This window comes from Arthrobacter sp. AG1021 (genome assembly GCF_003633665.1).
Classification (GTDB): Bacteria; Actinomycetota; Actinomycetes; order Actinomycetales; family Micrococcaceae; genus Glutamicibacter; species Glutamicibacter soli.
The window spans coordinates 320659-342233 of sequence record NZ_RBLB01000008.1 but is presented as its reverse complement, the minus strand read 5'-3'; the positions used below and the strand labels follow the sequence as shown (position 1 = coordinate 342233).

14 protein-coding genes are annotated in these 21575 nt (G+C 64.3%); 7 read left to right on the top strand and 7 right to left on the bottom strand.

Translation table 11 applies throughout. From position 1 onward, the window contains the following. Positions 1-663: 663 nt before the first annotated feature. Entirely contained in the window at positions 664-2259 is a 1596-nt protein-coding gene (serA, locus tag DFO58_RS10010; protein ID WP_120990503.1) for a phosphoglycerate dehydrogenase, read from the bottom strand. Between the two features lie 955 nt (positions 2260-3214). Here serA and DFO58_RS10005 point away from each other — a divergent pair. Beyond that, positions 3215-5677 carry a right-handed parallel beta-helix repeat-containing protein gene (locus tag DFO58_RS10005; protein ID WP_120990501.1) on the top strand — a complete coding sequence of 821 codons (2463 nt, stop codon included), beginning with the start codon at positions 3215-3217 and terminating at the stop codon, positions 5675-5677. Positions 5678-5707: 30 nt separating this feature from the next. After that, complete coding sequence (locus DFO58_RS10000) at positions 5708-6883, top strand: glycosyltransferase (protein WP_120990499.1); 1176 nt, start codon at positions 5708-5710, stop codon at positions 6881-6883. Here the strand turns inward: DFO58_RS10000 and DFO58_RS18455 are convergent. After that, positions 6846-8120, bottom strand: a complete 1275-nt coding sequence (locus tag DFO58_RS18455) for an O-antigen ligase family protein (protein WP_183043153.1) — start codon at positions 8118-8120, stop codon at positions 6846-6848. The genes DFO58_RS10000 and DFO58_RS18455 overlap by 38 nt on opposite strands. Continuing rightward, entirely contained in the window at positions 8098-9534 is a 1437-nt protein-coding gene (locus tag DFO58_RS09990) for a polysaccharide biosynthesis tyrosine autokinase (RefSeq protein WP_120990497.1), read from the bottom strand. Before DFO58_RS09990 ends, DFO58_RS18455 begins: the two co-directional genes overlap by 23 nt. Before the next feature lie 117 nt (positions 9535-9651). Here DFO58_RS09990 and DFO58_RS09985 point away from each other — a divergent pair, with 117 nt between their 5' ends. Then, positions 9652-10224, top strand: a complete 573-nt coding sequence (locus DFO58_RS09985; protein ID WP_120990495.1) for a hypothetical protein — start codon at positions 9652-9654, stop codon at positions 10222-10224. On the opposite strand, the gene DFO58_RS09980 is transcribed toward DFO58_RS09985, so the two are convergent. Continuing rightward, complete coding sequence (locus tag DFO58_RS09980; protein WP_183043152.1) at positions 10221-11135, bottom strand: glycosyltransferase family 2 protein; 915 nt, start codon at positions 11133-11135, stop codon at positions 10221-10223. The two genes, DFO58_RS09985 and DFO58_RS09980, sit on opposite strands and share 4 nt — an antisense overlap. A gap of 127 nt (positions 11136-11262) precedes the next feature. Between DFO58_RS09980 and DFO58_RS09975 the strand changes: the two genes are divergently transcribed. The 4 genes from DFO58_RS09975 to DFO58_RS09960 are packed head-to-tail and all read left to right on the top strand — an operon-like array spanning position 11263 to position 15648. Beyond that, positions 11263-12225: a glycosyl transferase gene (locus DFO58_RS09975; protein WP_286163549.1), complete on the top strand. Its 963-nt coding sequence runs from the start codon at positions 11263-11265 to the stop codon at positions 12223-12225. Continuing rightward, entirely contained in the window at positions 12222-13214 is a 993-nt protein-coding gene (locus tag DFO58_RS09970; RefSeq protein WP_120990489.1) for a glycosyltransferase, read from the top strand. Before DFO58_RS09975 ends, DFO58_RS09970 begins: the two co-directional genes overlap by 4 nt. Beyond that, a complete protein-coding gene (locus tag DFO58_RS09965) occupies positions 13211-14317 on the top strand; it encodes a glycosyltransferase family 4 protein (RefSeq protein ID WP_120990487.1) in 1107 nt (368 codons plus the stop codon). Before DFO58_RS09970 ends, DFO58_RS09965 begins: the two co-directional genes overlap by 4 nt. A gap of 2 nt (positions 14318-14319) precedes the next feature. After that, the gene (locus DFO58_RS09960; protein WP_120990485.1) at positions 14320-15648 is read left to right on the top strand and encodes an oligosaccharide flippase family protein; all 1329 of its coding nucleotides are present in this window, start codon (positions 14320-14322) and stop codon (positions 15646-15648) included. 452 nt (positions 15649-16100) lie between these two features. Here the strand turns inward: DFO58_RS09960 and DFO58_RS09955 are convergent, their stop codons facing one another. From DFO58_RS09955 to DFO58_RS09945, 3 genes are read right to left on the bottom strand one after another with little or no spacing between them, the layout of a single operon-like run. Further along, positions 16101-19940, bottom strand: a complete 3840-nt coding sequence (locus DFO58_RS09955) for a PKD domain-containing protein (RefSeq protein ID WP_120990483.1) — start codon at positions 19938-19940, stop codon at positions 16101-16103. Then, positions 19937-20701, bottom strand: a complete 765-nt coding sequence (locus tag DFO58_RS09950; protein WP_120990481.1) for a hypothetical protein — start codon at positions 20699-20701, stop codon at positions 19937-19939. Before DFO58_RS09950 ends, DFO58_RS09955 begins: the two co-directional genes overlap by 4 nt. Next, positions 20698-21540 (bottom strand): CDP-alcohol phosphatidyltransferase family protein, encoded by an 843-nt coding sequence (locus tag DFO58_RS09945; RefSeq protein ID WP_120990479.1) that lies wholly within the window; start codon positions 21538-21540, stop codon positions 20698-20700. Before DFO58_RS09945 ends, DFO58_RS09950 begins: the two co-directional genes overlap by 4 nt. Positions 21541-21575 lie beyond the last annotated feature (35 nt).

The following is a 21575-nucleotide window of genomic DNA, read 5'->3' as shown; positions in this document are numbered from 1 at the left end:
CAATATTGATTCAGAATAGTGTTTTTATTGTCGTCTTTTGTTGCCGCTTAAATATTTGATATCCCGCTCTTGAGATAGTGATTTAAAAAATTGGTTTTTCGTTCCGACCTGGTGTCAATTCCGAGAATTTCGGCTCTTTTTGAATTCATCAATAATTTGATACATAAATCAATGAGCTTTGAAGTCGGCATTGATCACTAGACCTAGTCTGAAGCCTTTACCAGTTCGGAGGATTTGAGACGCGCTATTCGGTTGCCAAAAACGGTGCGCCGTCAGTTCCGCTGGATAGATTTGAATTTGACAGTGCCAAAGTGTTCCGAGGCACCACTGTGGATCAATGAAGCGACATTGTCGTCCAGCCAGTGTAGCGGTTACAGTTTCAGCGATCACCCGGCCTGGGGAGCTGTCATATGGTGCCTTAGAAACGAGACATCATCCGCTTCACATGTCCGGTGTCGGCCAGCACATTTTGCTTCCCAATATCTGGGTCACCTATTCGGTTGGCAAATTTCAATTCGTGTCGAATTGTCGGAAATTTCGAACCCTATTCCTGGAATCTAATACTCTGACCAATATTTGGTGAGCCCACGCATAGGAAAGACCGTCGCCACCCACCAGAGAGGTGGGGACCGACGGCCTTCCAACTAGCTTGCGGTAATTGGTTCAGTCTGCGAGATTGATTTCTCGGGCTACGCTTGCGCCGATTGCTGCACCAACCACGTCTAGAACGCCGTTGGGCAAGGCCGAATCGATATTGATCACGGCAAGCGCCTCTGCCCGATTGTCGTCACGCGACACCTGCATGCCTGCAATGTTGATGCCTTGCTCGCCCAACACGTTGCCCAAGGCACCGACGATGCCAGGACGGTCTGAGTAACGGACAACAATCATGTGATCTGAGATCGGGATTTCGATTTCGTGCCCATTGATGCCTACGAGCTTTTCAATCTGCTTCGGTCCAGTTAAGGTTCCCGCTACCGCCAGCTGGGCGCCTTCATTGCTTGAACCCTTGATGGTCAGCTGGTTGCGGTATTCAGGCGAATCGGTGGTCTTGATGAGACGGGTTGCTACACCGCGCTGCTCTGCTAGAACTGGGGCATTGACATAGGAGACCTGGTCGGACACAACATCCATGAAGACGCCCTTGAGTGCCGACAGTTCCAGTGCCTTGACATCCAACTCGGCAATTTCACCGGCGACAACCACGTCGATGCTAGTCAATGAGCCGGTAGTGAGCGCGTTGAAGATGCGGCCCAACTTTTCGATCAGCGGGATGCCCGGGCGGACGTTCTCGTCGATGACCCCGCCTGCGACGTTCACAGCGTCCGGTACGAGTTCACCGGCCAGAGCCAGCCGTACAGACTTGGCGACCGATACGCCGGCCTTTTCCTGGGCTTCATCGGTCGATGCACCCAGGTGCGGAGTGACGGTGACGTTGTCGAATTCGAAGAACGGCAGATCGGTGCTTGGTTCGCTGACGAATACGTCAATGCCGGCGCCGGCAATTTCTTCGTTCTTCAACGCTTCATATAAGGCTGCCTCGTCAACGAGTCCGCCGCGGGCTACGTTGACCACGTAGGCGGTGTTCTTCATCTTGGCGAAGGCGTCCTTGCCGAGCATACCCAGGGTCTCTGGGGTCTTCGGCATGTGGATGGTGATGAAATCTGCCTGTTCCAGCAGCTCGTCAAGGGTCACCAAGGTTACGCCAAGCTGCGATGCGCGTGCCGGGGTCACGTACGGGTCGTAGGCGATGATATCCATGCCAAAGCCCTGCAGTCGGGCTGCAACCAGCGCGCCGATGCGGCCAAGGCCGATGATTCCGGCCTTCTTTTCGAACAGTTCCACGCCGGTGAACGAGCTGCGCTTCCATGCACCGCTCTTCAGCGAGGCGTTGGCGGCAGGGATGCGGCGAGCCAGCGACACGATGTGGCCAACGGTGAGTTCGGCTGCCGAGATGATGTTCGAAGTCGGTGCGTTGACGACCATGACGCCAGCTTGGGTTGCAGACTTGATATCCACGTTGTCCAGGCCGACACCTGCACGGGCAATGACCTTCAGGTTCTTGGCTGCTGCGATGGCCTCGGCATCGACCTGAGTGGCGGAGCGAACGAGAATGGCATCAACGTCGGCGATAGCTTCGAGCAGCTGGGAGCGGTCTGCTCCGTCGGTCTGACGAATTTCAAAGTCGGGACCGAGTGCCGCGACGGTTGCAGGCGAGAGCTGTTCGGCCAGAAGTACGATTGGTTTGTTGTCAGACACGGGTGTGGCACCTTTGCGATTTCATTAGGCTGGTGGCTTGCATGGAGGCCTCCGCGAGAGAACTCCGTTAATCAGACTAACCCCTCAGATGGTGCGTTTAGCCTTGAATTCCCGCATGTTACGCACCGAAAGACGCACTTTGTGAAAATTTTCACGAGCGGCTAGGGTGAAGTTGGACAGCCAATAATTCCTTCCATCCAACGTGCCGCAGTGCTGTTCAATTACGCTACAAGGACTCAACCGGGCTCCTGATTCCGCGTTGCGTTGAGATCGACTCCAGTGTGGCTCGCGAGTGATACGAGGTCACAATGCCCGGCTATGAGTCTCTGCGCCGCCATTGCCTTCGCGAACCAATCAGGACACGCAGGCACCGCCTGAATATTTAGCCCGGGATGCTCGGAATATCAAGCACCGATAGCCTCTCGGCCGAGGCAGCATGTCTGTTGCCGGCACACCTGAGGTTGGCATTCAAGCCAAGTTCACGAAACATGCAATCCTGTCACTCGGCAATAGGCCCACCATGTCGGGGCTCATCGTCAACTCTCCAACCACCCGTCGGCCCCCAAAAATTTCGAAGGCGCCCTCGTTGCCAACGTTTGGTGTACCCGTGGCTTGTCGCGTGCTCATCAGGGAAATTGCGACTTGGGGCACTATTTACTTGCAATGTTGCGCACGAACACGAGTGACGATCGACACAAAGCAAGTGAATTTCAAGGCAAACGAGCGTGGATTTCATAGGACATCCAAACTTCTTCAACCACGCCCGGCTAGGTATTCGTTACTCAAACGTTATCTATTAAAGAATATCTGAGCGTAAATTGAGGGCAACTTGAGCTATTTATTCTTGTTAGCTTCGAATAGTGGCTTTTGCTGAATACCGACAAATCCCCCAAATTGTTGTCGGACCCGTTTATGAGGCCACGAGTCCCCATCCCCTGTACAAGGAGAAGACTTTTTGTCTGCCTCGAAAGCCATCGCTTCAAAGCCACGCGCACTGAACAAGCTCACCGCCATTGCCGCTGCCGCCGCCCTCGTGGGTGCCGGACTGACCTACTCCGCACCTGATGCATCTGCAGCCCAGGCCACTGCCTCGGATAGTTTCACCCGCACCGTCGCCAAGGGCTGGGGTTCCGCCACTTCCGGCGGGGCCTACAGCTCCTGGAGCTCCAGCGGCGTGGCCATGTCCGTTGCCAGCGGCAAGGCTAAGATTTCCGGCATGACCGCCAAGAAGTCCGCCGTTGCCACCCTGAAGAACGTCAGCGCCGCCGATGTGACTGCTTCGGGCGATTTCTCCTTCTCCAGCCTGCCGGGCACCGGAGCCAACACCTACACCGGACTGGAAACCCGCCGCCAGGCCGACGGCTCGGTCTACCGCGGCCGCCTGATCGTAGGCTCCGGCGGCACCGCCAAGCTCGACATCTCCCGTGTCAACGCCGGCAAGGAAGCCGGTCTGGGCTCGTACACCCTTCCATTCAAGGTCAAGGCCAACCAAGCCGTACGCGTGGAATTCAAGGCCACCGGCACCAGCAAGGTTGATCTGTCGATGCGCGCCTGGGTTGTCGGGCAGAGCGCCCCGGGATGGCAGCTGAAGAAGTCCGACAGCAGCACCTCGCGACTGGCCAAGGCCGGCAACTTCGGCTTCTGGACCTACGCATCATCCAAGCACACCACCAAGACCAACATCTCGGTCGACAACCTGAAGCTGGCCAAGGCCACCGCGACCGCCACCACTCCCCCGACTCCCCCAACCAAGCCGGCCGATCCGGTGGCTCCGGTCACCAACCCGAAGCGCGGCACCGCGACCGTCGGCTCGGCTTCCTACGCCGTCCCGTCCAACGCCATCTACGTCGCCCCATCGTCCTCGGGTGCGCAGTCGGGCAGCAAGTCGAACCCCTACACCTCGCTGCAGAAGGCCATTGACGCCGCCGCCGATGGCCAGACCATCGTGCTGCGCGCAGGCACCTACCACCAGAGCGCCAAGGTCCCCTACGGCAAGGACAAGCTGACCATCCAGAACTACCCTGGCGAAAAGGTCTGGATGGATGGCACCAAGAAGGTCACCAATTGGAAGAAGTCCGGTAGCACCTGGGCATCGGCCGGATGGACCCCGTCCTTCTCCAACAAGCTGCTCGGCGTCGCCAACAACTCGCGATTCGTCGACTCCAAGTACTCGATGGCCGCCCACCCGGACATGCTGTTCATCAACGGCGCTCCGCAGAAGCAGGTAGCTTCCGCAGCCCAGGTCGTTCCGGGCACCTTCGCCGTGGACTACGCCACCGACCGCCTGATCATGGGCACCGACCCGACCGGCAAGACCGTGACCGCCAGCGCACTGGGACAGGCGTTGACCGTGATCGGCGAGAACGTCACCGTCCAGGGCTTCGGCATCCGCGGCTACGCCACCGCCTACGACGGCGAACGCGCAGCCCTGCAGATGCAGAACGTCGGCGCCACCGTGCGCAACATGCACATCCAGAACAACGCCATGACCGGTCTGGCCGTCCAGAACAACAACTCCGTCGTGGACAACGTGACCTCCACCGGCAACGGCATGCTGGGCATCGCGGTCAACGCCGCCTACAACTCGAAGTTCACCGACATCGTGGCCTCTGGCAACAACATCGAGCACTTCAAGTCCCAGCCGGTCTCCGGCGGCATGAAGATCACCCGTTCGCGCGGCATCACCGTGGACAACGTCGAGGTGAACAAGAACATCGGCATGGGCCTCTGGCTGGACGAGTCGGTCTATGACTTCACCGTGACCAACGTCCAGGCGAACAACAACACCGATGCAGGCATCGAGGCCGAGCTGTCCGAAAAGGGCATCATCGCCAACAACGAAGCGCTGAACAACAAGACCGGCATCCTGATCTTCGACACCGGCAACGTGAAGATCTACAACAACGACCTGGGCGGCAACTCGCTGATGGGCCTGCAGCTCTCCCAGGATGAGCGCCGACAGAACAACAAGAAGTTCGCCGGCCAAGATCCACGCCAGCCGTTCCCTGACAACACCACCCCATGGCTGACCCGCAACATCGAGGTCTCCAACAACGTCTTCGACAAGTCGGGTTCCTTCCAGTTCTACGCGCTGGACAAGGCCACCAACATTCCGGTGGACAAGATGAACGTCGACATCAAGGGCAACCTGTTCACCGCCCGCCAGGGCACCTCCACGGCCACCATGGTCGCGTGGGGCGGCAGCGACAACAAGCAGCTCAGCCGCTACGAAACCCCTTCGGCCCTGGCCAAGGCCAAGGACTCGACCTGGAAGAACAACCAGACCAGCACCGCCCAGACCCTGTCCGGCATGACCGCCGACCGCGCCAACGCTGCCAGCGTAGCCGTGCCACTGCCTGCGGACGTTGCCAAGGCTGTCGGCAGCGCCACCGGCGCCAAGGTGGTCGGCCAACACTAATCAGCGTGTGAGACGTGCCATGATAGGTCTATGAACCATCAAGAGCCTGGCACCATCCTCGTTGCACACCCCAGCCCCGAGCTGTACGGATCGGACCGCGTTCTCATTGAGAGCGTGGCCGGACTGGCAGCCCGGGGCTTTCGTGTTGTCGCAACCCTTCCGAAATCCGGGCCGCTGGCTCCGGTACTGGAAGCGTCCGGTGCGCAGGTTGATCTCATGGACGTGCCGGTGCTGCGCAAGTCGCTGCTGCGCCCGCGGGCCTTCGCCCATTTCCTGAAAGACAGCGCGCAAGCGCTGGCCCAAGGCTACAAGCTGCTGGGCCGGCACCGGCCCGCCGCCGTGGTGGTCAATACCGCAACGATCCCGCTGTGGATCCTCACGGCAAAACTTCGGCGCATTCCGGTGCTGCTGCATGTCCATGAGTCCGAGCGCAATGCGCCCCGCGTCCTCCGGTTGGCCTTGGCCCTGCCCGGCACCCTGTGCCGCAAAGTGGTGCTCAACAGCGACTACAGCACCGAATCGCTCACCGAAGTCGCCCCGTGGCTCAAGGGCAAATCCACCGTCATCTACAACGGAGTCCCAGGCCCGGGGACCGCTGCAGCGCCGCGCCCAGCCTTGGACGGACCTGTAAGGGTGCTTTTCGTCGGCCGCCTGTCCGAACGCAAGGGGGCCCATGTGGCGCTGGATGCGCTGAAGCTGCTGCAGGACCAAGGGCTGGACATCCAGTTGGACCTGCTCGGTGCGGTGTTCGAAGGCTACGAATGGTTTGAGCAAAAACTTCGGGAGCAGGCCGCAGCGCTCCCCGACCCGTCACGGGTCAATTTCCTGGGCTTCGACAACCCGGTCTGGCCGCACTACGCGGCCTGCGACATCGCCCTCGTCCCGTCCACCGTGGACGAGCCCTTCGGGAATACCGCGGTGGAAGCGGTGCTGGCGCACCGTCCGGTCGTGGTTTCCCGCATCGGAGGATTGCCGGAGGCGGTGCGCGGGCTTGACAGCGCAGTGCTGGTGGACCCGGATGACGCCGCGGCCCTGGCCGACGGGATCAGCTCCATCATCGGCAACTGGGAGGAATTCCGCCGCCGTTCCGCCGCGGACCGCCAGGAAGCTGCCCGGCGCTACGACCCGCAAACCTATGGCAGCTCCTTCGCGGACCAGGTGCAGGGAATCATTCCTGGCTCGGCTCCCGTTCCGAGCGCAAGCTGAACATCAGGCCCACCGCCAGACCGAGCGTGGGCACCGCCGAATAGAACGGGCTGAACATCAGGTTCCACAGGGAGTACACGGCCAGGAACAGCACCAGCGCACTGGCTTCCCGCGCGGCGACCGCGTGCAGGATCCACAGCACGCACCCCGCGCCCAAGGCCAGGGCGAACACCAAACCGGGGATCCCCATGGTCACCCACAGGTCAGCCGCGGTGGAATGCAGCTCGAACTGGTGCCCGAACATGAATCGTTCAACGTAGCCGTTGTCCGGGTTGTAGCCGATGCTTGCCATGCCCTGCTTGGCGACCATGATGTCGCTCAGCTGCGGATCAACCCCCAGCCCGTAGCCCATGGGCTGGTTCGCCATCAGGCTCAAGGTGGCCATCAGCTCGGGACGTCCGCCCAGCAGCAGGGAACCTGACATCTGAAGCTGCATGGCCGAACGCTCGGCGGCCGCCTCGCCCAGCATGCCCTCCAGAGCCATGGACGTTCCCACGTTGTACAGGGCGACAACCACCAGCCCCAGCGCCGCGAAGGAACGCACCATGCTGTTGCGCACGCTGCGCCCGCGCGGCAGCACCTGCCATCCCACCAGCGCGGCAACGATGAGCAGGGTTCCGAACATCGAGCGCGAGTCATTCAGCAGTGACATGGCGGCGAATACCGCCAGCATGAGCAGGTCAGCCAGGCGCCCGGCGGCGCGGCTGCGTGCCAGGATGCCGGCGGCCAAGGACAATCCGATCACTGTCAACGGCGTCGCCAGCGCGTATTTCCAGAAATTCCCGGCAGCCAGTCCCCCGGTGGAGATGCTGCTGAGCATGCCCAGGCCGTAGACGAGGCCGAGCACCCACACCGGGAAGATCCGACGCGCCCACAGCAGCACCATCACGGTGACAACGAATCCCAGGAACAGCGCCAGCGCGCCAAGCAGCGTGGAGGCCACCACTTCATGGCTTTGCGAGCTGAAGGCGGCCAGCCATAATCCGCTGATCACGCAGACCACCGCGCCGGCGGCGAACCAGTTCCCTGCGCGGTAGCGCCTGAATTCCATGATCCACAACGGCAGCAGCGCCGTGGCGAACAGGTACCCGATGGTCGCGTTGTAGTCCAGGATCTCCCGGTTGCCCAGCAGCAGGACGCTGAACAGCATCAGCGCGCCGGTGATCTGGCGTCCCGGATATCCTTCATCCCACCGGGCGACCCGCAGGCCGTCCTTAGTGATGTGCCGCTGAGTCATGGACGTCGCGCTCTGGAGCCTCGGGCAGCTGCATGCGGCGCGGGTTGCCCACCGGCTTGACCCGGCGGCCCTTGGCTGCGGACGTGTCGTTGTAGCTGTAGTGCTCGGCCCGGACCCCAACGCGCACGCGGTTCAGCACGATGCCGCAGATGGTGGCCTTGACGCCTTCCAAGGCGTTCAGCGCGGTACGCAGGTGGCGTACCTTGGTGGAACCCGCCCGCGTGACCAGCAGCGTGCCGTCCACGTGGCGCACCAACGCCAACGTGTCGGACACCGGCAGCAGCGGGGCCGAATCCACCAGGACAAAATCGAAGTTTCCGGCACTGGCCGCGAGAATCTCCGCCATGGCCATGCTGCTGAGCAGTTCGGCCGGGTTCGGCGCGGTGCGCCCCGCGGGCATGACGTGGATAGGGCCCCACTGGACGATTGCCTCGTCCAGGCGGGCATTGCCGCTGAGCACCGTGGTCAGCCCGAACTGCCCGTCGATGCCGCAGACCGTGGCCACGGTGGGGCGGCGCAGATCCGCGTCGATCACCAGCACGCGCTTGCGTGTTTCGGCCAGTGCCACGGCCAGGTTCAACGTCAGCGTACTCTTGCCTTCGGCAGGCAGCGCAGAGGTCACGGCGACCGACCGGACCGGATTATCAGGGCTCAGGAATTCGAGGTTCGCGGCAAGCCGGCGGTAGGCCTCTGACACCGTGTCGTGCGGAGCGGTACGCATGACCACTCCGGTGCCCTTCTTGTCCCGACGCGGCACCTGGCCCAGCGTCGGGTAAGGGGTGAGCCGCTGGAGATCCTGGTCGGTGCGCACCCGGGTATCGATCAGTGAGCGCAGCAGTGCGTAGAGAATACCGAGCAGCAGTCCGGCGCCCAGTCCGCTGGCGGCCAGCAGCTTGGTGTTCGGAGCGCTCGGGAATTGCGGCGGCGCGGCCTTGGCCACCGGCTTCATGTCGATGGCCGGCTGTCCCGAAGCCTGCTTCGGGGCAAGGCCCTGGACCTGCACCGTCAGTTCGTCGGCCACCGCGTTGGCCAGGTCCGCCGAGGCGGTGGCATCCCCCGCGGACGCCTTGATGTTGATGAGCACCGTGTTCAACGGCGTGTCCACGTCAATGCGTTTGGCCAGCGACGTGGCGGTGTCGTCCAATCCGAGCTTTTGGATTACCGGGTCCAGCACCACCGGCATCGTTGCCAGCTGGGCATAGGACTGCATCAGGTTCTGGGTGAAGTTGCTTCCCTGAACCAGTTCGCTGGTGTTCTCCCCCGAGCTCGCCGACACGAACACGCTGGAGCCTGCCGTGTATGTAGGCGGTGATATTTTTCCGTATCCGTAGCCCAGCGCGCCCCCCAGCACTGCCAAGACCAAGATCAGAATCCAATGGCGTCTAAGCGCCAAAAGGTACTGCGGCAATTCCATTGCATCGTCCCCCAATTTCAGATGTCTTGCCCCGATGCTACCGCGAACATCCGCTAGTGTGGCACCGAGGGGAAGAATATCTCCACGTGTCGATCAAATATTTCGAGGGATGTTCACATGTTTCAAATGCTGGTGCTGTGCCAGGCGAACGTCTGCCGCTCGCCCTTTGCGCAGACCCTGCTGGCCAATGCGCTGAGCGGAGATCCCGGGGTCCACATCGCCAGCGCTGGCGTGCAGACCAGGCCAGGATACGAATTGTGCCAAGTCGCCGGGCGGCTGCTCGGGACAGCCGCTCCGGCAGAGCATCTTTCCCGCCCCGTCAGCGAAGAGCTGGTCATGGGTTCCGATCTCATACTGACCATGGAGCCCGAGCACAGCGCCATGGTCTCGGCACTGTGCCCCAGCGCCAGGCACCGCACCTACACGCTCGTGGAAGCTTCCGCCTTGGCCGTCGAAGCCAGGGCGCGGGGCATGCTCTCCGACCCCCAGTGGGTCCGGCAGCTGCCAGAAGTCCTCAATGACCTGCGCGGACTGGTCCCGGTTCCCGAACTGCAGAATCCACGCGGACGCTGGCGCGGCCGCCTTGGACCGGGGCGCATCGCCGACGGACACGGGCTTGGCTATACGGCCCACGAGCGGGTCCTGCGCCAGGTGGAGCAGCATGCCAAGGACCTGGCCGGGCAATCCTAGCGTTTCGGGCCCCGGACATCCCGCAGTCCGTCATACAACCCGCGAACCAGCGCCCGCCACGGGGCAAGGGATCCAAGCAGCTGTCGGCGTCCGCCACGCAATATGACGTCCCATGAAGCCCGCAGGGATCCGCGGATCCAGCGGCTTTGTTCCGCGCCGGTCAACCAGGTGCGAGCGAACAGCATCCGGTTGCGGATGTTGTAGTAGTAGTACACCTCGGATTTGGCCCGTTGCCCGCCGGCTTGCTGGGTTCCGCCTTCGTCATGGACCACCAGGATGTGCGGCGCGTAGTGGAGTTCCGCCCCGGCGTGCACCGCGCGGAACGAGAAGTCGACATCTTCCCAGTACAGGAAATAGTCGTCGGAGAATCCCCCGAGCTTGCGCCATAGCGACGGGGCGAAGGCCAGGCACGCTCCGGTCAGCCACTCCCGGTAGACTCCGTCGGCCCGGCGCTTCGGCGAGGAGGCGCCCAAGGTTCTGCCGGTCTGCATGTCCAGCAGGGCGCCGGCGAAAAAGACCTTGCCGGCGGTGTCCTCGATGCGCGGGCAGACCAGCCGCTGTTCATCCTCGCGCACCGCATCGGCCAATTGCCGCAGCCCGGCGGCCTCGATCACCGCATCCGGGTTCAGCAAGACGATGGTTTCCGGATCAAGGTCCAGTGCATAATCGACCCCGAGGTTGACCCCGGTGCCGAATCCCAGATTGATCCCGCTGGCGACTAGATCCCAGCCGCGTTCCTCGCACAGTGCGCGGATCTCGCGCCGCTCGGCCTCGGTGCTGAAGTTGTCCACCACCACCATGGCCACGCCGTCTTCCCGCCGCGGGAGGGTGCTGAAATTCCGTGCAATCAGTTCATGGGAACCGTAATTCACCACGAGCACGACACACCAGATGGACTTTTTCTTGGACATATCCTGAAGCCTTACGATATTTACGCTATCGTGAGTTACATTACTTGAGATCGATTCTGTGGGGGGAATCATGATCGTCTTGCAGGGCTTTCCGCCCAATCGCACCACGACAAATCCTTATCTAGTCATGCTCGCCGAGACGCTGCGCGCCCAGCCTGACGTTGAAGTCCAGAACTTCACTTGGAAGACGGCGCTGACCGGTACTTTCGACGTCTACCATGTGCATTGGCCAGAGAACCTGGGCTCCGGCAGTTCGCCGTTGAAATCATTGGCGCGCCAGCTGCTCACCTTGGCTTTCCTGGCCCGGCTGAAGGCCAAGCGCATCCCGATTGTCCGCACGGTGCACAACCTGGAGCGGCCCAGCGGGCTGGGACGCCTGCAGCACCGGATCCTGGACATCTTTGACAACCAGACCGCGGTGCGGATCCGTCTGAATCGGCATACGCCCTGCCCGCCGGGCAGCGCGGTGCGGCTGATCCCGCACGGCCACTACATCGACTGGTTCAGCCGGTTCCCGGCACCGCAAACGGTTCCCGGGCGTATCGCCTTTACCGGGCTGGTACGCCGCTACAAGGGTGTTGAATCCTTGATCACCGCCTTCCGCGCACTGCGCGGCCCCGGGCTGTCCCTGCATGTCGCCGGCAATCCGAGCTCCGAATCGATCAGCGGCGAGATCCGCAGGCTCTGCGGGGACGACCAGCGCATCCATTTGAGCTTGGCATTCCAGTCCGAGGAAGATTTCGCCCGCGAAATCCGCGAGGCGCAGCTTGTGGTGCTTCCGTACAAGCTGATGCACAATTCCGGCGGAACCCTGGCGGCGCTGTCGCTGCAGCGGCCCGTGCTGATCCCCGACAACGAGATCAACAGGGAGCTGGCCCGCGAAGTCGGACCGGGATGGGTGCACCTGTTCTCCGGCGAACTGACCACCGAGGATCTGCAACGCGCGGTGGATGCCGTTGAGCATTATCCCCCGGCCCAGGCGCCGGACTTGTCGAGCCGCGGCTGGGAGCACACCGGCCGGGCGCACGTGCGGGCCTACGAGCAGGCGCTGCACCGTATCGGCGCGTCCATTCCGGGAGTCCCGGCATGAGCGGGGTCCGGCTCGATGCCGCCATTGCGGTGCTGACCTACCACCGTCCCGACCGGCTTCCCTTGACCATCCATGCACTGCTTGAACAGATCAAGGGATTGCCCGAAGACCTGTCGTCCATGCTCCGGGTTCACATCCGTGTCATCGACAACGCAGAGCAGCCCGAAGCCCAGGACATTGTCGGCCTGGATCCGGCGCGCATCACCTACCACCATGAGCCCAGGCCGGGAATCTCCTCGGCGCGCAACCGGGCCTTGGACGAGTCCGCCGCCGACAGGCTCCTGTTGTTCGTGGATGACGACATCATTCCCCAGCCGCGCTGGCTCGAACTGCTGCTGTCACTCTGGCTCAAGGAACGCTGCCAGGCGGTCAGCGGGCATGTTTTGCCCGAGCTTCCGGCAACGGCCGAGCCGTGGGTGGCGGCGGGACGGTATTTCAACCGTCCCGAACGCGCCACCGGCAGCGCGGTCCCGGCGGCGGCCAGCAACAATCTCCTGCTGGACATGGATTTCCTGCGCCGACATAACCTGCGCTTCAGCCTTGAATTGGGACACATCGGCGGTGAGGATTCCCTGCTGACCCGGCAGCTGGTCGCCTGCGGCGGCCGGATCCTGTGGTGCAACGAGGCTAAGGCCGTGGATCCGGTGCCGGCAGATCGCGCCACCAAGCGCTGGGTTCGCCAGCGCAGTTTCAGGGTTGGCAGCAGCGAAGCACTAGTCGCGCAGTTCCTGGACTGCAGCCCCGGCCACCTGCGCAGCCGCGCGGTATTCCTGGCCGGGGGCCTGGCGCGCATGGCATTCGGCACCATGCGCAGCCTTGCCGGCAAGCTGGCCTCCGATTTGCCCAGGCAAGCCCGTGGCGCCCGGACCGTCTACCGCGGCGCGGGACAGCTGGTCGGCGCCTGCGGCTACGCCTACCAGGAGTACGGGCGCGGCAAGAAGTCGATCCGGAAGGTCCATCGTCCTGCCGTCTTGGAGCATGCGCGGTGAGCCGCCGCAGGAGCCACGAGGTACTGGACGCCATCAACGCCTGCGGCGGACGGGTCAAGATCTACCAGACCATCCGCACCGCCCATCTTGAACGCGCCACCGAGTTCGCGCCGGCCGTCTACCTCTACCGGCAGCGGCGCTACGATTTCGATGCCCAGCTGGCCAGCCGGGTCAAGGCCTACCAATCATCCATCTGGCAGACCGCATGGCTGCTGCTGCGTGCCCGGGTCAGCTTCCTGGAGGTCAACGAGCCGCTGATGCGCGAAGGCCTGGCCGGCGGCCTGCTGGCCGCCCTGGCGGTGCGGTTGAACCCGGGACGCAAGGCGCAGGTGGTCAGCTACGCGCTGGAAAACCTCGACCCCTTCTCTCGGCCGGCAGCCACCTGGAAATCGAAACTCCGCATCCAATTTGACCGCCGCCTGTCCCGGTCGCTCGCGAGCCGCTTGGACCGGTTGTGCTACGGAACGCCCGGGGCCGAACAGCTCTACCGGACCCTGCTGTCACCCGGCAGCGACATCAAGCAAGAGCTGATCCCGGCCCTGCCGGCAACCTGCCATTGCGAAGAACTGCCGCGCGCCGGGGTGCCAACTCTGGTGTTCATCGGGGATTTCAGCCCGCGCAAGGGATTGGACGCCGTGCTGGCGGCCTGGCCAACGGTCAGGGATGAACTTCCCGAGGCGCGCATGGTGCTGATCGGCAAGGGGCAGTTGACCGCCCAGGTCCAGGAGCTCGCGGCCGCGGATGAACGCGTGGAGATCCACCTCGACCCGCCGCGCCAACTCATCCATGAGAACCTGCGCCGAAGCCATGTGCTGGTCCTTCCCTCGCGCAGGACCCCGCGCTGGCGCGAACAGGTGGGCCTTCCCATTGTGGAGGCGCTGGCGCACGGCTGCCATGTGGTCACCACCGACGAAACGGGCCTGGCCAGCTGGCTGGACGAGAACGGCCACACGGTCATCGATCATCGAGATTTGGATACTGAATTGGCATCAAAGCTCAGCACCGCGCTGGCCCAAGCGGCAGCGCAGCTCGAAAACCCCACGGAATTGCCCGAGGTTGACGGGCGGCATGCGGCAGACCTCTGGATGCATCGGGAGGGCTGAGCATGTGGCGCATCATGGGCAGCACCGCGCTGGCCAAGCTCCTGATCATGGGCATGGGCGGCCTGCTGGCGATCATCACTGGCCGGTTGATCATCTCCAACTTCGGCGTGGACGCCTACGCCCAGTACGGGCTGCTGGCCACGTTGCCGGCGTTGATTCCCTTTGCGGATCTCGGTGTCGGGGCGGTGGTCATCAACGCGATTTCGGCGGCCAAGGATCCTGTCGAGGATGAGAATGTCACCGCCTCGGTAGTCTCGGCGCTGCGCATCCTGGTGGTCTCCGGGCTATGCATCGCCGCGGCCGGCGTGCTGTTTTTCCTCACCGGGACCTGGCCGCTGATCCTCGGCGGATCGGTCCTCGGGATCGAGGGGGAAATCGCCGCCACCCTGTGCGCCGTGGTGTTCGGGCTGGCCCTGCCGCTGGGCATTGCCCAGCGACTGCTCATCGGACTGAAGCGCACCACCAGCCAGACCACGAGCCAGGCGGTGGTCGCGCCCTTCATGCTCGGCATGGTGGCGTTGTGCGTGATCCTGGCGCTTCCCGCCGGGCCATATCTCGCGCTCTTCTCCTACCTGGCTTCGGTGCTGGTCTCGCTGATCTGCCTGGCCATGGTGGCCCGCAGCCTGCCGGGCATGGTGCCGGTGTACTTCCGCCGGATCTTCATGGTCCGCCGCTACCCCGGCGTGCCCACCATGGGCCTCGCCTGGCCCATGCTGCTGCAGATGATTGCCCTGCCGCTGGCCATGCAGACCGACCGCATCCTGCTCAGCCACCTGCGCGGCACCGATGACGTGGCGGAATACAACCTCGCCGCCCAGCTGTTCGGCATGGCCATCCAGGTCATCAATGCCGGCGGCATGGTGCTGTGGCCCCACTTCTCCAAGGCGCGCAGCGACGGAGTCATCCATTCGCCGTTCAAGATCACCGTGGTGTTCCTCGGATTCGGACTGCTCATTTCCGCCGCCCTGGCCGTGCTGGCGCCGTGGCTCGCGGAATTCATGTCCAGCGGAAAAATCACGCTGTCCCTCGGCCTGCTGCTGGCCTTCGTGCTGCTCACCACCCTGCAGGCGGCGAAATACCCCATGGGCATGTACATGACCGATTTCAACGGCCTGCGTTTCCAGGTGCTTCCGATCTTCTGCATGGTGCCGCTCAGCCTGGGCCTGTCCATCTACCTGATCGGCATCTGGGGTCCGGCCGGAACGGTCATCGGTTCATGCATTGCGGTCTTCGCCTGCCAGGTGGTCCCGAACTTCTTCTACGTGCGAAGGGACCTGCGCCGCAGGGCGCAGCAGGCGACCGCACCGGTCGCCGCTCCCCCGGCGAGCTGAGCCCTTTCCGGCGGTGCTGTCTTCCTGAAATGTATCAGTACCTACGCTTTGCCTGATCGGCTGCCCGCGGGCGTCGGCTCGGACATCTGAGCCGCGCAGCCTCCGAACCGGTTCCCATCCAGCGATGGAGCCGTGCCTTTCTTCCCCGTCGCTACGGCGTACAGAGCAGCAGTCAAATCTCCGGTGCCACGCGACGTCCGTTGCCCTGCCTCCTGGCTCCTGATTCAACCTGTGACCCTGCCTGTGCCCCGATCTCTGACTCCGCCATGCTTCGTTCACCTGGCGGCGCAGCGTGCCGTGACACGGCGGGCGGCGGTTTCCTTACAGCATCCGAAACGCGCCGGACCCGATAGGCGCCGCGAAAACCTGGCTAAGCACGCAGCCGCGGGCTTCAGCATTGTCGCTGAAGCCCGCGGCTGCGTGCCATGTCCCCGGCAATCCACCGGAGCGGATTATTCGGAATCCACCGCCACATCCAGGTACGAGACCTGGATCGGGCCGTTCGTGGTGGATCCGGACAGGTAGTTCGTCACCGCCACGCCGCCCGGGGCCTGCATGGCCGCGGTGGAGTCGGTGGCCGTGACCTGCCAGGCGGCAGGCTCCGCGGTCCCCTGCTTCCAGGCCTTGGCCGACAAGGTGGTCGGCGCCGTTCCGGAGACCTTGAGCTTGATGTTCAGCTCGTCCCCGGCGGTGAATCCGATGGACGACAGCGTCACCACCGCCAGCTGGTTTTCACCGCCCTGGACCCGCTGCAGGAACAGCTGCATGCCTCCGGACAGCGACCGGTAGTACTTCACCTGGTAGTCGCCGACCGTGGGAACCGCGCGTCCAACCACCGAACCGTAGATGCCGCCGGCATTCTGGTTCTTGTCGATGGACAGCTTCACCGTGGTCACGGTGTCAGTGGTGGACACCGCCGGCAGGTCCGCGCGGACGGTGCGTCCGGCCGGGACGCTGAACTTGCCCGCGCCGCCGCCGACCGAGGCCCGCGAGGTGGAGTAGCTGTTCAGCAGCCAGTCGCCGCCCTGGTCCGCGCCGCCCCAGCCGGTGGCCAGGGTGCGGTTGAACGCGTCCCGGGCCAGTACCCCGGCGCCGGCCGGCGCCTGGACCACAACCTCCTGGGTGCTGCTGGCGGTGGCCTGCTCGTTGTCGGTCACCGTTAGGGTGACCGAGTAGGTTCCCGCCTTGGCGTAGGTGTGGGTGGCAGTCTTCGCGGTGCCGCTGACCGGAGCCGTGCCGTCGCCGAAGTTCCAGGAGTACCCGGTGATGGTTCCATCCGGGTCGCTGGAGCCGGCGCCGTCCACGCTGAGCTTCAAGGCGTCGGTGGCGGTGGTGAACACCGGCACTGGTTTGGCGTTCTGCGGGGCGGCGGCCACGGTGACCTGCTTGGTGAGCACGTTCACCGCACCGTTGTTGTCAGTCACTGTCAGCGACACGGTGTAGTCCCCGCCGGCGGCGTAGTCATGCGTGGTGGAAGCGGTGGTGCGCTCCACCGGGGCCGTGCCGTCGCCGAAGTCCCAGAGGTAGGAGGTGATGCTGCCGTCCGGATCAGAGGAGCCGGAGGCGTTCACCGCCAGGCGCAGGTTCTGGGTGCTCGCGGTGAACGCGGCCTTCGGAGCCTGGTTGGCGGTGACGGTGACCGACTTGGTCGCCGTGTCGGTGGCGCCGTCCGCATCACTGACCCGCAGGGACACCGTGTAGGTTCCGGCCTTCGCGTAGCTGTGGCTCGCGGTGGCCGAGGCGCCGGAAACCACGGGGGTGCCGTCGCCGAAGTCCCACCGGTATTCGGTGATGCCCCCGTCGGGATCCGAGGATCCCGCCGCGTCTACGCTCACATCCAGCTGGTCGATGGTGCTGCTGAAGGCGGCGGTCGGCGCCTGGTTGGGCGCGGTCCCGGTGCCCAGGGCCGCGTGGGCGGAGACCTGCGCGGCGCTCAGCGCCTTGTCATAGGTGGCGACCTCGTCGATGGTGCCGTTGAGGTAGTCGCTGGACCCGCGTCCAGGCCAGCCGCTGAGGTTGTCGCCCCCGACCCGCCAGTAGCCTGCATAGCCTTGGCCGGTGGTGGTGTCGGAGCGTTCGCCCTGCAGCTGCCCGTCGACGTACAGCTTCATGCCCGCCGGGCCCATGGAGGCCGCGACGTGGTGCCACTTGTTGTCGTTGTAGGCGGTGGTGGTGTTCACCGTCCGCACTTGGCCGGGGTACACGCCGAAGTAGATCTGCCCGTTGCCTGCCATGTAGACATGCCGGTCGTAGGAGCTGGAGCTTCCGGTGGCCGCGTTGCCGAAGCCGATGATCTTGCCGCCGCGGGTGCTGGAGGTCTTGACCCAGGCTTCCACGGTGAACTCGTCGGGGCCCTGCACGGCTTCGCCGGAGGCGGAGGTGCCGCTGCTGGATCCGTTGAAGCCGGTGGCGGTGTCGGTGTCAGTGGGCAGGGCCCCGCTCTGGCCGCTGGTGGTGCCGGAAGCCAGGCTCAGCGGCGCGCCGCCGGCCCAGTTCTCCGAGGTGTTCCCGCCGGGCTGCCCGAGGCGCCAGTAGTTCTGGGCCCCGTCCTGCCAGACCTTCGAGACGTAGCCGCTGATGGTGCCGGTGCTCGAGATCTTCACGCTCACCGATTCCGAGCGGGAGATGTTGCCCATCGGGTCCTTGACGAACACCCGGTAGGTGTGCGTGGAGCCGGGATCCAGTCCCAAGTCCCGATAGGTCATGGTGCCCAGCTGCCAGAACGAGGAGGCGCGGGTCGCGGTATGGATCGGGGTGGCCAGGTTGCCGTCCCGGTACACCTCATAGGTGAGGTTCTGGTTGTCCATGTCCCAGGTCACCGGCCAGGAGATGCTGGCCATGCCCTTGGCATAGGAGGTCGCCGTGGGGTTCAGCGCCGCGCCGTCCGCTACCGGACCGCGCTTGTTCGGCGCCTTGGAGCTGACGGCGAAGCGCACCAGCCCCTGCTGCCTGGTTCCGTTGACGCTCGGGAACTCGCCGCCCATGACGACATAGTCGTTGGTGCCGGTCACCGACCAGGCGGCCTGCGACTGGCCGGTGAAGGTGCCCACGGAGAAGTCCGGGTACCAGGCCAGCAGCGATGGGCGCTTGGTGCCCGCGTAGTTGAAGTAGCCGTACGGGTCAGCGGTGATGGTGCCGGTGGGCTTGGTGCCGAAGGCCAGCGCGTGGTGGAAGGTCCACGGCTCGGTCTGCGGGAAGCCGCCGATATTGCCGCAGTAGTGCGCGTGGCTCACGGTGTAGACCGCTGTGGCGCCGCCGTAGACGCCGTAGGTGTCGCCGTGGCAGTCTTCCAGCCAGGTGGTGTTGCCGGTGTTCCAGTCGGTGGCGAAGGTGCCCTCGAAGTTGCCCTCCGGGCCGCCGAAGTGGTAGCCCGTGCCGTAGAGCGTGCCGCCCTGGGTGTCGAAGTCCAGCATGGCCGCCTTGGTGCCGGCGTTGCGGACCAGGGAGTTGGTGGCGAAGGGCAGCAGCTGCCCCACTCCGTCGGTGCTCAGCATCGCCATGCCCCAGCCGGGGTTGGTGGAGCCGTTCACCGACTTGAAGTTGCCGCCGACCACGATCCTGCTGCCGTCGGCGTTCAGCTCCATGGCCATCACGTCGCCGCCATCGGTGAGCACCGGGTTCCACGGCAGCAGCGCCGCGTTGGAGGCGGAAACGGCCGCCAGCTTGGTGCGCTGGGCCGACCCGACGTTGTTGAACCAGCCGCCCATGTAGACCTTGTCCGCCGTGGCGGCCAGCGCGTACACGCGCGAGCCCACGTTCGGGGCCCAGGAGGTGATCAGCGCGCCGGTGGTGGGATTCAGCGCCGCCACGTAGCGGCGGGCCTGCCCGTTGACGGTGGTGAAGGCGCCGCCCACGTAGATGCGCGAGCCGTCCGGGGCGATGGCGATGGATTTCGCCTGCCCATTGAGGTTCGCATTGAACGCGGTTTTCAAGGCACCGGTGGTCAGGTCGTAGGCGAGGATGTTGTTCCGCGCCACGGTCTGCGTGCCCGGTGCGGCACCGGCAGGGCGCGCCGTGGTGAAGCTGCCGACCGCGTAGACGGTGTTGCCGTAGATCGCCTGCTGCCAGACCACCCCGTCGATCTGCACCGTGGGCAGCGCGTCGGCGCTGACCGTGGCAGGAGTCGCCGGGTCGGCCGGATTGGCCGGGCTGGTGTCTGCGGCCGCGCGCGGCGCGTACACCAGTCCCAAGGCAATCACCATAACCAGGCTGGCCATGAATACCAGCAGGGCGCGCCCCATGCTGCGCCCGTTCCGGACCGCCCCCAGCGGTTCCGGGATGTTTATGCTCATTTCTTTACTCCTGCTGCGCCGGGCCAGGTGCCCTCGAAAACTGCGAGTGGATCGGCGGCACGGTAGTTCACCGTGACGCGAACGGTGGTGCCGGCGTTGTCCGGAAGCACCACGACATAGGTTGCGGTTGCCGTGGCCCCGGGGGCCAGGTTCACCGGAAATTGGTCATTCTCCGCGCTGATCAGCGGAATGCCGGGCAGCTGGTCCTTGCCGAAGAAGATGTCGGTCACCACGTCCCGGGTCAGGATGTCGGCATCCGTGTTGTTGGTGATGCTGACGGGAACCTGGATTGCAGGGCCGCCGATTTCCCCGGGCAGGCTCGCTTCGGCCGTGACCGCGCGGATCTTGCCCAGCTCCACCACCACATCGGGAACCACTTGCACCTCGGCGCCCAGCTTGGCGGTCTTGTGCTGCTTCTGCGGCTGCTGCGCCAACTTGGCCTGCGAGGTGGCATCCGGTTCCGAGGAGCGCGGTGCTTCGCTGACTCCGTAGGAATTCTCCACGCCTTGGGAGCCCTGAACCGCCTTGACCTCCGGGGAGGTAGCCTGCTCGGAGGGTTCCACCGGCGCGCCGGAGCTCGTGGCCGGGGATCCGGTGGGCGCCGCGGAGTGCGTATCCGTCCCTGCGGATTCCTGGCTTGTCGCCGCTCCGGCGTCGGTGCCAGTGCCGGTGGTGCACGAGGCGCAGAAGCTCAAGGCGCCTGCCACCAGCACGGCGGCGGCAAGCCGCGAAATCCTGCGGCGAACCGGCCGGGCGCTCATGACGCGTCCTTGGGCTCGCGGACCAGCGCGGTGATTTCCTTGAACCACTTGCGCATCGCCAGCACCAGGAAGCCCGCGGCGCCAAGGGTGATCAGCGCGTAGACCGGCAGGAAGAGCTGCGGAATCCCCCACAGCACAAACACCCAGCACATCACGCCGTAATCCATGGGCAGCACCAGCAGTGCGCGGAGAATGCTCGGCTTCGCGCCGTTTTCCGCGCTCACCCCCTTGACGCCCAGCCGCAGCCTGAGCTGCTCGGTCAGGATCATCAGGAAGAAGGTGGAGGCGCCGATCACGCAGGCAGCGAGCGGGACCAGCAGGTACCACTGCGGCTCGATCTGCGCGCGGTACAAGCCGACCGCGACAGCCAGCGGCAAGGCACTGGTCTTGACGGCGTCCACGCAGTGGTCGAGCCATTCGCCGGCCAGCGAGCCGCTGCGCTGCAGCCGCGCGACCTGGCCGTCCGATGAATCCAGTGCGTAGCCCACCGCCAGCAGCACCGCTGCGGCAATGCCCGCGCCGAGGCCTACTGGCACCAGCGCGATCAGCAGGATGCCGGCGGTGGTGAACAGCGCGCTGAGCATGGTGATCTGGTTCGGGCTGACGCCCAACGGCACCGCAAGGGCGGCGAAGAGCCGGCCTATTTTGCGGTTGACATAACGTGAGTAGGCTGGTGCGCTCTTTGAAGCGCCCTTTTGAGCCTGGGACAGTTCGCGCCATCCCGCAGCCACCTGGGCCGCATAGCTGGAACCGGATGCGCTCGGCGAGCGATCCGCGTCCGCGTAGTTCTGGGCGTCGGGCCGGGCATTTGCCGGCGCACCGCGCTCAATATTCCCCATATGTTGCACACTCCCCCAATGTGACTTTGCTCCGT

What these genes read in the sequence shown, in the direction of transcription:
- DFO58_RS10000 (WP_120990499.1), top strand. Translation starts at nt 5,708, where the DNA reads ATGAACCATCAAGAGCCTGGCACCATCCTCGTTGCACACCCCAGCCCC.
- DFO58_RS18455 (WP_183043153.1), bottom strand. Translation starts at nt 8,120, where the DNA reads ATGACTCAGCGGCACATCACTAAGGACGGCCTGCGGGTCGCCCGGTGG.
- DFO58_RS09990 (WP_120990497.1), bottom strand. Translation starts at nt 9,534, where the DNA reads ATGGAATTGCCGCAGTACCTTTTGGCGCTTAGACGCCATTGGATTCTG.
- DFO58_RS09985 (WP_120990495.1), top strand. Translation starts at nt 9,652, where the DNA reads ATGTTTCAAATGCTGGTGCTGTGCCAGGCGAACGTCTGCCGCTCGCCC.
- DFO58_RS09980 (WP_183043152.1), bottom strand. Translation starts at nt 11,135, where the DNA reads ATGTCCAAGAAAAAGTCCATCTGGTGTGTCGTGCTCGTGGTGAATTAC.
- DFO58_RS09975 (WP_286163549.1), top strand. Translation starts at nt 11,263, where the DNA reads ATGCTCGCCGAGACGCTGCGCGCCCAGCCTGACGTTGAAGTCCAGAAC.
- DFO58_RS09970 (WP_120990489.1), top strand. Translation starts at nt 12,222, where the DNA reads ATGAGCGGGGTCCGGCTCGATGCCGCCATTGCGGTGCTGACCTACCAC.
- DFO58_RS09960 (WP_120990485.1), top strand. Translation starts at nt 14,320, where the DNA reads ATGTGGCGCATCATGGGCAGCACCGCGCTGGCCAAGCTCCTGATCATG.
- DFO58_RS09955 (WP_120990483.1), bottom strand. Translation starts at nt 19,940, where the DNA reads ATGAGCATAAACATCCCGGAACCGCTGGGGGCGGTCCGGAACGGGCGC.
- DFO58_RS09950 (WP_120990481.1), bottom strand. Translation starts at nt 20,701, where the DNA reads ATGAGCGCCCGGCCGGTTCGCCGCAGGATTTCGCGGCTTGCCGCCGCC.
- DFO58_RS09945 (WP_120990479.1), bottom strand. Translation starts at nt 21,540, where the DNA reads ATGGGGAATATTGAGCGCGGTGCGCCGGCAAATGCCCGGCCCGACGCC.